Origin of the sequence: Mycobacterium sp. URHB0044 (assembly GCF_000620625.1) — a bacterium.
Taxonomy (GTDB): Bacteria; Actinomycetota; Actinomycetes; order Mycobacteriales; family Mycobacteriaceae; genus Mycobacterium.
This window is the reverse complement of record NZ_JIAW01000024.1, coordinates 27,207-41,589: the sequence shown is the minus strand read 5'-3', so window position 1 is coordinate 41,589 and position 14,383 is coordinate 27,207. Positions and strand designations below refer to the sequence as shown.

General features: G+C 67.5%; 13 protein-coding genes, 1 tRNA gene and 1 other RNA gene. 9 read left to right on the top strand and 6 right to left on the bottom strand.

What is annotated here, in order from left to right; translation table 11 throughout:
* Positions 1 to 95 precede the first annotated feature (95 nt).
* On the top strand, positions 96 to 872 hold the full coding sequence (locus tag N536_RS0131610; RefSeq protein ID WP_081809466.1) for an Rv3717 family N-acetylmuramoyl-L-alanine amidase: 777 nt from the start codon (positions 96 to 98) through the stop codon (positions 870 to 872).
* A 9-nt stretch (positions 873 to 881) separates the two neighbouring features.
* On the opposite strand, the gene N536_RS0131605 is transcribed toward N536_RS0131610, so the two are convergent.
* Complete coding sequence (locus N536_RS0131605) at positions 882 to 1,322, bottom strand: SRPBCC family protein (protein WP_029117274.1); 441 nt, start codon at positions 1,320 to 1,322, stop codon at positions 882 to 884.
* A gap of 78 nt (positions 1,323 to 1,400) precedes the next feature.
* On the opposite strand from N536_RS0131605, the gene N536_RS0131600 reads away from it, so the two are divergent.
* A complete protein-coding gene (locus N536_RS0131600; protein WP_029117273.1) occupies positions 1,401 to 2,780 on the top strand; it encodes an FAD-binding oxidoreductase in 1,380 nt (459 codons plus the stop codon).
* The gene (locus tag N536_RS0131595; protein ID WP_029117272.1) at positions 2,777 to 4,102 is read left to right on the top strand and encodes a class I SAM-dependent methyltransferase; all 1,326 of its coding nucleotides are present in this window, start codon (positions 2,777 to 2,779) and stop codon (positions 4,100 to 4,102) included. The genes N536_RS0131600 and N536_RS0131595 overlap by 4 nt, the downstream gene beginning before the upstream one ends.
* Positions 4,103 to 4,116: 14 nt before the next feature.
* On the opposite strand, the gene N536_RS0131590 is transcribed toward N536_RS0131595, so the two are convergent.
* From N536_RS0131590 to ffs, 3 genes are all read right to left on the bottom strand, one after another.
* Positions 4,117 to 6,003, bottom strand: a complete 1,887-nt coding sequence (locus N536_RS0131590) for a DNA polymerase III subunits gamma/tau (RefSeq protein WP_029117271.1) — start codon at positions 6,001 to 6,003, stop codon at positions 4,117 to 4,119.
* Between the two features lie 37 nt (positions 6,004 to 6,040).
* Complete coding sequence (locus tag N536_RS0131585; RefSeq protein WP_029117270.1) at positions 6,041 to 7,324, bottom strand: aminotransferase class I/II-fold pyridoxal phosphate-dependent enzyme; 1,284 nt, start codon at positions 7,322 to 7,324, stop codon at positions 6,041 to 6,043.
* A gap of 27 nt (positions 7,325 to 7,351) precedes the next feature.
* Positions 7,352 to 7,448, bottom strand: an RNA gene (ffs, locus tag N536_RS41125) — signal recognition particle sRNA small type.
* Between the two features lie 67 nt (positions 7,449 to 7,515).
* Here ffs and N536_RS0131580 point away from each other — a divergent pair.
* The 4 genes from N536_RS0131580 to N536_RS0131565 all read left to right on the top strand — a co-directional run bounded on the left by N536_RS0131580 (position 7,516) and on the right by N536_RS0131565 (position 10,082).
* Positions 7,516 to 7,600, top strand: a tRNA-Ser gene (locus N536_RS0131580).
* 67 nt (positions 7,601 to 7,667) lie between these two features.
* Positions 7,668 to 8,495, top strand: coding sequence for a membrane protein (locus tag N536_RS0131575; protein WP_029117269.1), 828 nt, complete (start codon positions 7,668 to 7,670; stop codon positions 8,493 to 8,495).
* Between the two features lie 85 nt (positions 8,496 to 8,580).
* Positions 8,581 to 9,618: a S1C family serine protease gene (locus tag N536_RS0131570; protein ID WP_029117268.1), complete on the top strand. Its 1,038-nt coding sequence runs from the start codon at positions 8,581 to 8,583 to the stop codon at positions 9,616 to 9,618.
* A 197-nt stretch (positions 9,619 to 9,815) separates the two neighbouring features.
* Entirely contained in the window at positions 9,816 to 10,082 is a 267-nt protein-coding gene (locus N536_RS0131565; RefSeq protein ID WP_029117267.1) for a hypothetical protein, read from the top strand.
* Here the strand turns inward: N536_RS0131565 and ligD are convergent.
* Positions 10,079 to 11,104: a non-homologous end-joining DNA ligase gene (ligD, locus tag N536_RS0131560; protein ID WP_029117266.1), complete on the bottom strand. Its 1,026-nt coding sequence runs from the start codon at positions 11,102 to 11,104 to the stop codon at positions 10,079 to 10,081. The two genes, N536_RS0131565 and ligD, sit on opposite strands and share 4 nt — an antisense overlap.
* Before the next feature lies 1 nt (position 11,105).
* Positions 11,106 to 12,158 (bottom strand): ATP-dependent DNA ligase, encoded by a 1,053-nt coding sequence (locus N536_RS0131555; protein ID WP_029117265.1) that lies wholly within the window; start codon positions 12,156 to 12,158, stop codon positions 11,106 to 11,108.
* A 114-nt stretch (positions 12,159 to 12,272) separates the two neighbouring features.
* Here N536_RS0131555 and N536_RS0131550 point away from each other — a divergent pair, with 114 nt between their 5' ends.
* Both N536_RS0131550 and N536_RS0131545 read left to right on the top strand, forming a co-directional pair.
* Entirely contained in the window at positions 12,273 to 13,757 is a 1,485-nt protein-coding gene (locus tag N536_RS0131550) for a hypothetical protein (RefSeq protein WP_155948824.1), read from the top strand.
* A complete protein-coding gene (locus N536_RS0131545; RefSeq protein WP_029117263.1) occupies positions 13,754 to 14,371 on the top strand; it encodes a hypothetical protein in 618 nt (205 codons plus the stop codon). Before N536_RS0131550 ends, N536_RS0131545 begins: the two co-directional genes overlap by 4 nt.
* Positions 14,372 to 14,383 lie beyond the last annotated feature (12 nt).

Genomic DNA, 14,383 nt, shown 5'->3' with positions numbered 1-14,383 from the left:
GTATTGGTACCGGGTTGGTCTCGACTTGATTGCGCATGCGCGGACAAGGCGATTTGCAGTTCAAGCGTAGTCGCCCCGCGGGCTAGCGTGGCGCCGTGCACGTCCCAGTCAGCCTGCGTGTCGGCAGCCGCAAGATCACGGCCCTTGCCCTCGCCCTCCTCGTCGCGACCTCGGCATCCGCGCTTCCGGCCGCGACCGCGGCACCCGCGAACATCGCCGGGCGGATCGTCTTCCTCGATCCCGGCCACAACGGCGCCAACGACGCGTCGATCGGCCGTCAGGTGCCGACCGGCCGCGGTGGCACCAAGGACTGCCAGGCCAGCGGGACGTCTTCGAACAGCGGGTATCCCGAGCACAGCTTCACCTGGGAGACCGTGCTGCGGATCCGCCAGGCGTTGACGGCGCTTGGCGTGCGCACCGCGATGTCACGCGGCAACGACGACGCGGTGGGTCCGTGCGTCGACGAGCGGGCCGCGATGGCCAACGCCCTGAAACCCGACGCCATCGTGAGCATCCACGCCGACGGTGGTCCAGCGACCGGCCGCGGCTTCCACGTCTGCTACTCGGCGCCGCCCCTCAACGACGCGCAGGCCGGGCCCGCGGTCCAGTTCGCCCAGATCATGCGCGACCAGCTGCAGGCTTCGGGTCTCACGGCCTCCAACTACATCGGCCAGGGCGGCCTGTACCCGCGGGCCGATCTGGCCGGGCTGAACCTGGCGCAGTACCCGTCTGTTCTGGTGGAGCTGGGCAACATGAAGAACCCGGCCGATTCGGCGCTGATCGAGTCCCCCGAGGGCAGGCAGAAGTACGCCGACGCCGTGGTGCGCGGCATCGCCGGGTTCCTGGCGACACGCCCGGCGCAAACGGGATAGCCGGGGCGCCTAGGCGCCCTCGACCTGCTTCTTGAGGTTCTCCAGCACCTCGGCCTGGATCTTGCGCAGCCCGAGCGGCGCGAACGTCTTCTCGAAGAAGCCCTTCACCCCGCCGGCCCCGGTCCAGGTGGTCTTGGTGGTGACGGTGGAACCGGTACCTGCGGGGGCGACGGTCCAGGTGGTCACCATCGTCGAGTTGGCGTCCTTTTCGATGACGGAATGCCCGGCGACGTCGACTTCTGCCTTGACGTCGCGCACCCGCGACTCGGTCGCCTGCAGCTTCCACGTGGCGACGGTGCCCGCCCCATGGCCACCCTGCAGGACCTGGTATCCGCTGTAGTGCGAGGAGAGGATCTTCGGGCGGACCGTCTGGTAGTCGGCGACCGCGGCGAGGACAGCTTCTGGCGTGGCGTTGATCAAGACGGTGCTGGACGCACTGACCTGTCCCATCGGTGAACTCCTTGATAAGCAGTGTGATTCCGGTTCCGTGATGTCGCATCGGCTGCGACCGCGGACTAGCGTATATCCGTGTCTGCTGTCTTCACTGACGCACAGGCTGCTCACGCCGAAGGCGTAGAGAGGCTGCTCGCCAGCTACCGTGCCATCCCGCCGAACGCCACCGTCCGGCTGGCCAAACCAACTTCCAACCTGTTTCGCGTCAGAGCGAAGTCGAACGCGAAGGGTCTGGATTCCTCCGGGCTGACGGGCGTGCTGGCCGTCGATCCGGATGCGCGCACCGCCGACGTCGCCGGCATGTGTACCTACGAAGACCTCGTCGCCGCCACGCTCCCCTACGGTCTTTCGCCGCTGGTGGTGCCGCAACTGAAGACCATCACGCTGGGCGGCGCGGTCACCGGCCTCGGCATCGAGTCGGCGTCGTTCCGCAACGGGTTGCCGCACGAGTCGGTGCTCGAGATGGACATCCTCACCGGCGCAGGCGAAGTGGTCACCGCATCGCGCGACGAGCATGCCGATCTGTTCCGCGCCTTCCCGAATTCCTATGGGACTCTTGGCTACTCGGTCCGGTTGAAGATCGAACTGGAGCCGGTCAAGCCGTTCGTCAGCCTGCGGCACCTGCGGTTCACGTCGCTGACGGACTTGGTCGAGACGATGGAACGGATCATCGAGACGGGCGGCATCGACGGCACGCCCATCGACTACGTCGACGGCGTGGTGTTCAGCGCCGACGAGAGTTACCTGTGCCTCGGCGTGCAGACGTCGACCCCCGGACCCGTCAGCGACTACACCGGCCAGGACATCTACTACCGGTCCATCCAGCACGCGTCCGGCGAGAAGCACGACCGGCTGACCATCCACGATTACCTGTGGCGCTGGGATACCGACTGGTTCTGGTGCTCGCGGGCATTCGGCGCGCAGAACCCGAAGATCCGACGACTCTGGCCGCGGCGCTACCGGCGCAGCAGCGTCTACTGGAAGCTCATCGGGTACGACCAGCGCTTCGACATCGCCGACCGCATCGAGAAGCGCAACGGCAGGCCTCCTCGCGAGCGCGTCGTGCAGGACATCGAGGTGCCCGTCGAGCGGACCGTTCAGTTCCTCGACTGGTTCCTGGAGAACGTCCCGATCGAGCCCATCTGGCTGTGCCCGCTACGGTTGCGCGACGACGCAGGCTGGCCGCTGTACCCGATCCGGGCGCACCACACCTACGTCAACGTGGGCTTCTGGTCTTCGGTGCCCGTCGGTACCGAAGAAGGTCAGACCAACCGCGCGATCGAGAGAAAGGTCAGCGACCTCGAGGGACACAAATCGCTCTACTCCGATGCGTATTACTCAAACGAAGAGTTCGAAGAGCTCTACGGCGGGGAAACCTACACGACGGTGAAGAAGATCTACGACCCCGATTCACGTTTGCTCGACCTGTATGCAAAGGCGGTACGACGACAATGACCACCTACAAGGACGCCACCACTGGCCGAGAACCGGCCCAGCCCGAAAAGCTCACCTTGGCCGAGATCCTCGAGATCTTCACCGCGGGCGACGAGTTGCCACTGAAGTTCACCGCCTACGACGGCAGCTCGGCAGGGCCCGACAACGCCAGCCTCGGCCTGGACCTGCTCACGCCCCGCGGCACCACCTACCTGGCCACCGCCCCCGGTGACCTGGGGTTGGCCCGCGCCTACGTCTCCGGTGATCTGGAGCCGCACGGCGTGCATCCCGGCGACCCGTACGACTTGCTGCGCGCGCTGGCCGAGAAGCTCGACTTCAAGCGCCCACCCGCGCGGGTGCTGGCCAACATCGTCCGGTCCATCGGCATCGAACGGCTCAAGCCGATCGCGCCGCCCCCACAGGAGGCGCTGCCCCGTTGGCGCCGTATCGCAGAAGGGTTCCGGCACAGCAAGTCTCGCGACGCCGAGGCCATTCACCACCACTACGACGTTTCGAACAAGTTCTACGAATACGTGCTCGGCCCGTCGATGACGTACACGTGCGCCTGCTACCCGAACGCGGAGGCATCGCTGGAGGAGGCGCAGGAAAACAAGTACCGCCTGGTGTTCGAGAAGCTGCGGCTGCAGCCGGGCGACCGGTTGCTCGACGTCGGCTGCGGCTGGGGCAGCATGGTGCGCTACGCCGCCAGGCACGGGGTCAAGGCCATCGGTGTCACGCTGTCCAAGGAGCAGGCGACGTGGGCGCAGAAGGCCATCGCCGAACAGGGCCTTTCCGACTTGGCCGAGGTGCGTCACGGCGACTACCGCGACGTGCGCGAGTCCGGGTTCGACGCGGTGTCCTCCATCGGGTTGACCGAGCACATCGGCGTGCAGAACTACCCGTCGTACTTCCGCTTCCTCAAGTCGAAGATGCGCACCGGCGCCCTGCTGCTGAACCACTGCATCACCCGGCCGGACAACCGGACGGGCGCATCGGCGGGAGGTTTCATCGACCGCTACGTGTTCCCCGACGGCGAGCTCACCGGATCGGGCCGCATCATCACCGAGGCGCAGGACGTCGGCCTCGAGGTGGTGCACGAGGAGAACCTGCGCCACCACTACGCGATGACGCTCCGCGACTGGTGCGCCAACCTCGTGGAGCACTGGGACGAGGCCGTCGAGGAAGTCGGCCTCCCCACCGCCAAGGTGTGGGGCCTGTACATGGCCGGGTCACGCCTCGGGTTCGAGACCAATGTCGTTCAGCTGCACCAGGTTCTGGCGGTCAAGCTGAACGCGAAGGGCGGCGACGGCGACCTGCCGTTGCGGCCGTGGTGGACGGCTTAGTCGGCTTAGTCGGCTTAGTCGTCGACCCGGCGGGCGCCCAGCTCGCTCTTCAGTAGCTCGAGGGCCACTTCCTCGGGGTCGCGCCGCGGCGTGGGGTCGTCGCGCCCGGCTTCGGCGAGCATGCTCTCCTCGTCGTCCTCGACGGGCGGGGGTGGCGCTGCGGCGGCCGGTTGGCCGGCCCGTGCCACCGGTGGCGGCGCCGCGGCTGCGCCGGCTTCGCAGCGGACGCCCCAGTTCACGCCAAGAGCGTCCTTGAGCGCGTCGCGGATGATCTCGACGTTGTTCGCCTCGTTGAGCCGCTTCGCCAGCGGCGCGGACACGTGGCTGAGCACCAGGGTGTCGCCATCGACGGCGACCACGATCGCGCCGTCGAGCATGACGTCGGTGGTGCGCCGTCGCTCACGCACCTTCTCCCGCACCGTCGTCCACATGGTGCGCACGGCGGCGGCGTCCGGCACTCCCGTGTTGGGCGGCGGTGCCGCGACGGGCGGTGGCGCGACGGCGGGCTCCGGTGCGGCGGCAGGCTCCATGACGGGACGCGGAGGCGGCGGCGCTGCGACCGGCTTCGGCGCGGGGTCGACCCTGGGTGCCGGGGGCGATGGCGCGGGCTCCGGGGCGGCTCGCACCTCGGCTACGGGTGCTTCGACGGGCGGCGGCGCCTCGGGCGCGCGGCTCTTGCGGGTGAACTGCTTGGACGCCTCCGCGACGCCGGGCTGACCGACGGCGCCTTCCGCGGCGGGGATGGACATGTCCAGCCGGGTCTCGATGCGCTCGATCCGTTGCAGCAGAGCAGCTTCCGTATCACTCGCCGACGGCAGCAGAAGCCGCGCACACACCACTTCCAGCAGCAGGCGCGGCGCGGTGGCTCCGCGCATCTCGCCGAGACCCGCGTGCACGACTTCGGCATACCGGGCCAACGTCGCGGTGCCGAGCCGCTCGGTCTGGCCGCGCATCCGCTCGAGCACGTCGTCGGGCGCGTCGACCACACCGCGCGACGCGGCGTCGGGAACGGCCTGCAGCACGATGAGGTCGCGGAACCGTTCCAGCAGGTCGACGGCGAACCGCCGAGGGTCGTGGCCAGCGTCGATCACCGACTCGACCGCCCCGAACAGCGCCGCGGCGTCACCGGCGGCCAGTGCGTCGACGGAATCGTCGATCAATGCGAGGTCGGTGGCGCCCAGCAGCGCCAGCGCCCGCTGATACACAACCCGGTTTTGGTCGGCACCGGCGAGCAGTTGGTCGAGCACCGAAAGCGTGTCGCGTGGCGAGCCGCCACCTGCCCTGATCACCAACGGGTACACGGCGTCGTCGACGACGACGTTCTCCTGCGCGCAGATGCGTTCGAGCAGGCCACGCATGGTCTTGGGGGCGAGCAGCCGGAACGGATAGTGGTGGGTGCGCGAACGGATGGTCGGCAGCACCTTCTCCGGCTCGGTGGTGGCGAACACGAAGATCAGGTGCTCCGGCGGTTCCTCGACGATCTTCAGCAGCGCGTTGAAGCCCGCCGTCGTCACCATGTGCGCCTCGTCGATGATGAAGATGCGGTACCGCGACTGGGCCGGGGCGTAGAACGCCCTGTCGCGCAATTCCCTGGTGTCGTCGACGCCGCCGTGACTGGCCGCGTCGAGTTCGACCACGTCGACGTTGCCGGGACCGTTCGGAGCCAGCGCGACGCAGGAGTTGCACACGCCGCACGGCGTGGGCGTCGGCCCTTGATCGCAGTTCAGCGAGCGCGCCAGGATGCGCGCCGAGGACGTCTTGCCACACCCACGCGGGCCGGAGAACAGGTACGCATGGTTGATCCGGCCCGAGGAGAGCGCGGTCGACAGCGGTTCGGTGACGTGTTCCTGGCCGACTACTTCGCCGAACGTCGCCGGCCGGTACTTGCGGTAGAGAGCCACGGATGAAGGCTACCCAGACGCGGTGACGAGCCCGAGACTAGTCGCGCGCCAGCAGCGACTCAGTCGCCGAAAGCAGAGCGCACGTCGCCAGGCCGTCGATCGCCTCGCGCAGGTCCGGCATCGAGGGGAACGACGGAGCGATCCGAATGTTCTTGTCCTCCGGATCCTTTCGATACGGGAACGCCGCACCCGCCTCGGTCACCGCGATGCCTGCGTCCTTGGCAAGGGCGATGGTCTTGCGCGCGGTGCCCGGCAACACGTCCACGCTGACGAAGTAGCCGCCCTTCGGGTCGGTCCACGACGCGATCTTGGAGTCACCTAGCCGGTCGTCGAGGATCTCGGCGACCGCCGCGAACTTGGGCGCCAGCAGCTGCTGGTGACGCTGCATGTGCAGCCGCACGCCGTCGGCGTCTCCGAAGAACCGCAGATGACGGAGTTGATTGACCTTGTCCGGGCCGATCGACTTCTTGCCGGAGTACTGCAGATACCAGGCGATGTTGCCGAGCGAGCCGCCGAAGAAGCCGACGCCCGCGCCCGCGAACGTGATCTTGGAGGTCGACGCGAACACCAGCGGCCGGTGCGGGTTGCCCGCCGTCGCGGCCAGGCCGATCACGTCGACCTGCGGGGGGAAGTCGTGGGTCAACGTGTGCACTGCGTAGGCGTTGTCCCAGAACAAGCGGAAATCCGTTGCAGCCGTTTTCATTTGCACCAGCCGGCGGACGACCTCCCAGGAGTACGTGGCGCCCGTCGGGTTGGAGAACACCGGGACGCACCACATGCCCTTGATCGCGGAGTCCCGTGCGACCAGTTCCTCGATGAGGTCGACGTCGGGGCCGTCGTCACGCATCGGCACGGGAACCATCTCGATGTCGAAGGTTTCGGTGATCGCGAAGTGCCGGTCGTAGCCGGGCGAGGGGCACAGGAACTTGATTCCCGGCTCGTCCTTCCACGGCCGCGGCGAATCCACCCCGCCGTGCAACAGCGAGAACACCACGGCGTCGTGCATGAACTCGAGGCTGGCGTTGTTGCCCGCGATCAGGTTGGGCACCGGGATGCCGCCCAGCAGCTCGCCGAAGATCGCCCGCAGCTCCGGCAATCCGTGCAGGCCGCCGTAGTTGCGGGTGTCGGTGCCGTCGCGGTCGCGGTAGTCGTCGGGACCGGGAAGACCCAGCAGGTCGTTGGACAGGTCGAGCTGCGCGTTCGACGGCTTGCCGCGGGTCAGGTCGAGGCTGAGCTTCTTGGCCTGCAGGTCGGCGTAGTTGCGGCGCTGCAGCTCGTGCTGCGCGTGCAGTTCGTCACGGCCGAGGGATTCAAACGACACGGCGCGCGCCTTTCCAGCCGCTGAGAAAGTAAGGGGACCCCGCGCACCCGCCAGAGCCCATTGACCCTTGCTGCCTTCCGGCCCTGGGGGAGTTCACAGGATGGACGCCGCGCGGGGTCCGGGTCGAGTGTAGTACCCGCGGCCGCCTCGGCTGGTGGGGAGTCCACGGGCGGTCGGCTACCATTGCCCGCGGAGGATTCGCCTAGTGGCCTATGGCGCTCGCCTGGAACGCGGGTTGGGTTAACGCCCTCAGGGGTTCAAATCCCCTATCCTCCGCAGTGGCCCGGGGTGCGATCTGCTCACGGCAGATCGCGCCCCGGCCCCTCGAAACTCAAGGAGGAGCATGCGGCGCTGGATCGCGGTGTTGTGGCACTCGACGTTTCTGATCCTTGCTGCAGTTCTGTACTTCTTCTTCGTGTTGCCGCGCTGGCCCGAGCTGCTGGGCGATACGTCGCACACCCTCGGCACGGCCCTGCGCATCGTGACGGGCGCGTTGGTCGGCCTGGCTGCACTTCCCGTCGTGTTCACGCTGCTGCGGACCCGCAAGCCCGAGTTGGGCACTCCGCAGCTGGCACTGACGTTGCGGTTCTGGTCGATCGCCCTGCACGTTCTTGCGGGCGTCCTCATCATCGGCGCGGCGATCAGCGAGATCTGGCTGAGCCTGGACAGCGCAGGCCAGTGGCTGTTCGGCATCTACGGCGCGGCCGCCGCGATCGCCCTGCTGGCTGCGTTGGGCTTCCATCTCGCGTTCACCGCCGAATTGCCGCCACCCCCGCCGAAGCCGCTGAAGCCAAAGACCCAGACGCGACGCCGTGGGCGCGGCAAGGCTGCCGACGACACGGAAGACGCGGAGACGGACGAGACGGTCGACGCGGAGCCCGCAACCGACGCGGCGTCCGACACCGACGAGAAGAGCGTCGATTCCGATTCGGAAGCGCCGGACACCGCCGTGGAACTCGACGAGCCGGTCGAGGCCGAGCAGATCGACGAGGCTGGTGCGACGGAAGAGACCTCTGAGGTCACTGAGGTCGACGAACCCGCTAACACGGCCGATGCCGACGACGATAAAACTGAGAACGACGAGGAGTCCGCAGGCAAGCTGCGCAATCGACGCCCGTCGGGCAAGTCGTTGTTCCGGCGGTCACGCGGTGGTGTCGCCCTCGACGACTGATCCCGTCGAGCAGTTGTTTGTGCACGCGTCGACAGCCTGGGTACTCCCCGGAAGAATCGTGGGATACATCTAGGTAAGGCGGAGCATGGGGACGTTCGGATTCCGCTGGCGAGTCATCGTCGGCGTCTTGGCGGCCGTCGTCGGCCTAGCAATACCCGCGGTCGCACCCGCACCGGCCGTGGCGGCACCCGCCGACCTGTCCTCAGCTGTCGCGATGGTCGAACCGGCGGTGGTGCGCGTCGACACGGTCATCAACTACCAGCACGCGATCGGCGCTGGAACCGGCGTCATCATCGACCCCAGCGGCACGATCCTGACGAACTTCCACGTCGTCCAGGGTGCCGACAGCATCACGGTGACAGCGCTCGGACTCCCCTATCCCGTCGATCTGGTCGGCTACGACCGGGGCCGCGACATCGCGGTGCTGCAATTGCGCGGTACCGGCGGTGGTCTGCCCGCCGCCCAGCTGGGTGATTCGTCGACACTCGCCGTCGGCGATCCCGTCGTCGCGCTCGGCAACGCCCGCGGCAGCGGCAGTCCGCTGACCAATGAGACGGGCACCGTGGTCGGCTTCGGCCGGACGATCTCGGCCAAGGACGAACTGACCGGGAGTTCCGAGCAGGTGTTCGGGCTGATCGAGGTGGCCGCGCCGGTCAGGGCAGGCGACTCCGGCGGTCCGCTGATCAACGGTGCGGGTCAGGTCGTCGGCATCACCACCGCGGCAACGGTGAACTTCAGGATGGAGCCGGGTGGCGAGGGCTTTGCCATTCCGATCAACGACGCGCTGCCCGTGGCCAACCAGATCCGTTCGCGCACACCGTCCGACACCGTGCACATCGGGCCCCCGACCCTGCTCGGCGTCGGCGTGAGCAGCGGGGACCAGGAGAAGAACCTGCCGGGCGTGCTGCTGCGCGAGGTGCTCCGCGGCGGACCGGCCCAGGTGGCCGGCCTGCAAGACGGCGACGTGCTGCTCAGCATCAATGGCGCCCAATTGAATTCGGCCACGGCGCTGACAAGTGTGCTCGACCGGCACTATCCGGGTGACGTGGTGGACCTGGTCTGGATCGACCGGGGTGGTCAGCAGCAGACGGGGAAGGCGACGCTGTCGTCGGGCCTCGACTGAGATCACGCCAACACGAGGCGTCGACCTTCGATCTACCCCTCTTCCTCCCCCGCGCAGTGGGTCCGGCTGCATGCTGCCGCCGCTAGCCTCGGTCGAATCACCCGCTTACGCGTCCAAATAATTGTCGGGCCCGTAAAGTTGCGGGCGGTGTGTGAGCGGGAACACACTGGGACCGTCCATCGGGGTAGGGGGAAGCCGTGTTCATGACGTTGGTGTGGATCTATATGGGCGCCTGGGGGGTGACCACGGCGATCGCGTTCGCCGCGAGCCGCCGCCTCGGCGACCGGACCCGACCGCTCCTGGACAGCTTCGTGCTCAGCGTGCTCGCCGGCGCATTATGGCCGTTCCTGCTGGTCGGCGCGGCGGAACTGAGTTCGGTGGCGGCCTACACGACGGCCGAGACGTGGCTCGTCACGCCTGATCCGGAAGGTCTTCTCGACGACGTCGTCCTGACCATCTGCTAATCGCGCTTGCGGTCGGTGTCCTTCGACGGCTGTACGCGCTTTGGCTCGCCAGGCATCTTCGGGTAGTTCGGCGGATACGGCAGATCGCCCAGTCCGCGCTCCTCGTCGGCGGCGACCATGTCCAGTAGCGGGTCGATGGAGTGCGCGACGGACTCGATGTCGGCCCATGGGTCGTCGCGCTTGGCCACCAGGTCCGGCACGGTGGCGATGGTGTAGTCGTCCGGGTCGGCATTCGCCAGGTCGGCCCAGCTCAACGGGGTGGAGACGGTCGCGATCTCGGTGCGACGGACCGAGTACGCCGAGGCAAAGGTGCGGTCGCGAGCATTTTGGTTGTAGTCGATGAAGAGGCGCTCGCCACGTTCCTCCTTCCACCACGACGTGGTTACCGCGTCCGGCGCGCGGCGCTCGACCTCGCGCGCCAGTGCGATGCCGGCCCGGCGGACGGCGACGAAGTCCCAGTCCGGCTTGATCCGGATGAACACGTGCACGCCGCGACCGCCCGACGTCTTCGGATAGCCGGCCAGACCCAGCTCGTCGAGCAGCGGCTTGAGCACCTCCACCGCGATCGATCGAGCGTCGTTGAATCCGGTGCCCGGCTGCGGATCCAGGTCGACGCGCAATTCGTCGGGGTGCTCGGTGTCGGGGCAGCGCACCTGCCACGGGTGAAACGTGATGGTGCCCATCTGCGCCGCCCACGCGATCGCCGACGGGTGGGTCACCTTGAGCGCATCCGCGGTCCGGCCGGACGGGAACGTCACCGTGCAGGTCTCGAGGTAGTCGGGATGCTTTTCGGGAACCCGCTTTTGGTAGATCTCCTCACCCTCGATGCCGTCGGGGAAGCGCTGCAGGTGGGTGGGACGGTCGTGCAGCAGCGCAACCATCCGAGCGGCCACGGCCAGGTAGTAGTCCACGACGTTGCGCTTCGTTCCCCCCGATCCGAGCTTCGGGAAGTACACCTTGTCGGGGCTGGTCAGTCGAACCTTGACGCCGTCGACGTCGAGTTCCTCTGCGGGCGTGGCCATCTCAGCGCTCCAATACGTCGGACAGATCGTAGTTCAAGGGCACGTCGAGCTGGTCGAACGTGCAACTGGCAGGGTCGCGGTCCGGGCGCCACCGAACGAATTTCACCGCATGCCGGAACCGTTGACCGTGGACCGTATTGCCCTCCATCTGGTCGTACGCCACCTCAGCCACCCTCTCCGGCCGCACCGGGATCCACCGCTTGTCGGCGGCGGAGTTCCAGCGGCTCGGCTCCCCGTCGAGGACCTCGTCGCCCTTGCGCAGCGGCTCGAGGTCGGCGAGCAGTTTGATCCTGTCCTTGACGCTGAAAGATGCTGCGCCGCCGATCATCTGGAGTTCGCCGTCGTCGCGGTAGAGGCCGAGCAGGATCGATCCGACGCCTTCTCCGCTCTTGTGGATCCGGTAGCCGATCGCCACGCAGTCGGCGTCGCGCTTGTGCTTCACCTTGACCATCTCCCGCTTGCCGGGCAGGTAGTGCCCGTCCAGACGCTTGGCGATGACGCCGTCGAGGCCCGCGCCCTCGAAGGTGGTCAGCCAATGCGTACCCAGTTCGGGATCCTCGGTGGTGCGGGTGACGTGGCACCACTGCTTCTCGTCGACCAGGTCGACCAGCGCCTGCCTGCGCTCGCGGAACGGCTCCTTCAACAACGAGCGATCGCCCGTGGCCAGGGCGTCGAATCCGATGAAGTGGGCAGGGGTTTCTTCGGCGAGCATCCGGATCCGGCTCTCTGCGGGGTGGATGCGCTGGCTCAGCGACTCCCAGTCCAGCCGGGTCCGGCCGTCGATCTCCCGCGGCACCACCACCTCACCGTCGAGGACGCACCGCGGCGCCAGCTCCGCACGCAGCGACTCGACCAGCTCCGGGAAGTACCGGCCCAGCTCCTTGCCGCTGCGCGAGAGCACCACCACCTCGTCGCCGTCGCGGAACACCAGCGCACGGAACCCGTCCCACTTCGGCTCGTAGGACCAGACGCCGGGATCGTCGGGCACCTTCTCCGTGGCCTTGGCCAACATCGGCTCCAGCGGTGGCAGTACGGGGAGATCCACGCTTTCCATACTCACGTAGACCGGTGGCGCACGGCAATGTCATCGCGGCAGATCCGTCGTCTCCACGAAATCGAGTAGTGGGCTACTCACGTCATTCCATCTCGCGGCCGGGATCCTTGGACGATGTCCGGGGGTGGTCTGACGGGAAGCCGCAACGCGCGGGGGCGCGTGGGCGCAGCCGTCGCGTGTGCGACCGCGGCGGCGATCGTGTCTGGCGGCCTGGCTTGGGCGGATCCCGGGACACCAGGACCGGGGCCGCCGCTTCCCGCTGTCGATCAGGAAGTCCCGACGCTGACGCTGTCCCCGACGTCGGGGCCACCAGGCATGACGTTCACCGCCACGGCGACACCACCGACGGTCTGTCGGGGCTTGTACTTCGACGCCGGCCCCGCTCAAAGGATCGGGGTGACAATGGACACGGCGACTTTCGTCGCGCCGACGGACCCCGCCATCATTTCAGTCGATGTATCCGTGCAGTGCTACGGCGGCGCGCTCGCACACCGGACATTCACCATCGACCATCCGCACGTCGAACTCGAGCTGACCTTCTCGCCGTCCGAAGGTCAACCGGGCAGCCAGGCAACGGCGACGTTGCACGGCTGCACCGATGAAGTCGTACTGCGTTGGGGGAACCAGGCAATCGTGGTTTCTCCCAGCGGTGAGTTCACCGTGCCGGCAGGCGATCCCGGCACCCGCACGATCACTGCGACATGCGGATCCGCCGGCGACGATGCCGCCGACTTCACGGTTCTTGCCGCCGCTGCTCCCACACTGGAACTCGACAGCAGCCGAGGTCCAGCCGGATCGACTATCCGGGCAATCGGCACTGACTTCGCATGCGGTGACGGAGGCGTCGACCTGTATTGGAACGGAAGCTATTTGACGACGACCGACTCCGGATCGTTCGACGAGCCATTCGCTGTTCCAGGCGATGCTCAGGCCGGCCTGAACACCGTGCGAGCAACCTGTGCCAACAACCCCGACATCGTCGACGAAGCGCAGTTCTCCGTGACGGAGACGGTGACTACCGGCGCCCCGGCCACCGTCACGACAGTCGCGCTGGATCCGGCCCGCGGTGCCGCAGGCGACCTGGTGACCGTGACCGGTGCAGGCTTCTTCTGCTACAACGACTCTCGGCAGGTGCAACTGGACTTTGATGGTCACACGCTCCAGGCCGTATCCGCGGACGGCGCCGGTGGATTCCGGACGGCATTCACCGTTCCGGAGGACGCCACGGGGACGGTCGCGCTGCGCGCCTCGTGCGTCGACGGTTCGGTCACCCGAACCGCGTCGTTCACTGTGGACGAGAGCCCGGCCGGGCCGACGACCACGGCGCTGCCGACAACCGATCCACCACCCAATGACGGTGTGATCGTGTTCATCGTCCTTCTGGTGCTCGCCGCCGCGGTGATCGTGGCCGCGCTGGTCTACCGCGCGCTGCGCAGACCGCGGCCGCCCACACCGACCGTGCGCGTTCGCGTGGTACCGCGCCCGGGCGGCCCGCCCGAGGTTGCGCTCCGGGAGGCACCGGGACAGGGCTCGCACGCCATCCGCCTATGTGTCCATCCAGGTTCGACGACCCACACGATCGAGAGAAGCGAACGATGACCACAACAGCACTCGGCGGAAGCGCGACCGCGCGCGACCTCCTATTCGGCATCTCGAGTACCAATTCCGCTGAGGTGCTGGCTGATTCGCTGCGCAGGAACGGCACTGTCGCAGCTCACGTTCGCTGTCCGGTGGGCCTCAACGCGATCGTTGAGCACGAGCTGGCAAGCAAGACCGATGAACTGCTGTCGGCTGATCTGGCCGACGTGGTCATCATGGGCTGGAAGCGGTATGACGCGCTCAGACAAGCCGCTCAACGAACACATTCCGCACCGTTGACCGAGGAGATCGTCGCTTTGGCGGCACACACGGTCGAGTCGAGTCACCGACCCGCGATCGAAGTCTTCATCGACGGCGCCTCGGTCGCCACCATCAACGTTGAACTCAAGATCGCCGTGACCATCGACGGCGCCCTCGCCGTGGTCCGGCAGGGCTGGTTGACGGGTCTGCGAACCGGGACGTTCACGGTGGGCGCTTCCCTGGCGGTCCAGCAGATCGTCTTCGCAGAACGACATTGGCCGTTCGACCTGCCCGGAGCCATCCTGTTGCGCCATGGTGTGCCTCTGTTGTCGGCCGACCTAGGCGCTGCACCAGTCGGGGCGAGGCAAGCGTGAACGCCTCGGTCA

What these genes read in the sequence shown, in the direction of transcription:
- N536_RS0131555 (WP_029117265.1), bottom strand. Translation starts at nt 12,158, where the DNA reads ATGGAAAGCGTGGATCTCCCCGTACTGCCACCGCTGGAGCCGATGTTG.
- N536_RS0131595 (WP_029117272.1), top strand. Translation starts at nt 2,777, where the DNA reads ATGACCACCTACAAGGACGCCACCACTGGCCGAGAACCGGCCCAGCCC.
- N536_RS0131550 (WP_155948824.1), top strand. Translation starts at nt 12,273, where the DNA reads ATGTCCGGGGGTGGTCTGACGGGAAGCCGCAACGCGCGGGGGCGCGTG.
- N536_RS0131575 (WP_029117269.1), top strand. Translation starts at nt 7,668, where the DNA reads ATGCGGCGCTGGATCGCGGTGTTGTGGCACTCGACGTTTCTGATCCTT.
- N536_RS0131605 (WP_029117274.1), bottom strand. Translation starts at nt 1,322, where the DNA reads ATGGGACAGGTCAGTGCGTCCAGCACCGTCTTGATCAACGCCACGCCA.
- ligD (WP_029117266.1), bottom strand. Translation starts at nt 11,104, where the DNA reads ATGGCCACGCCCGCAGAGGAACTCGACGTCGACGGCGTCAAGGTTCGA.
- N536_RS0131545 (WP_029117263.1), top strand. Translation starts at nt 13,754, where the DNA reads ATGACCACAACAGCACTCGGCGGAAGCGCGACCGCGCGCGACCTCCTA.
- N536_RS0131570 (WP_029117268.1), top strand. Translation starts at nt 8,581, where the DNA reads ATGGGGACGTTCGGATTCCGCTGGCGAGTCATCGTCGGCGTCTTGGCG.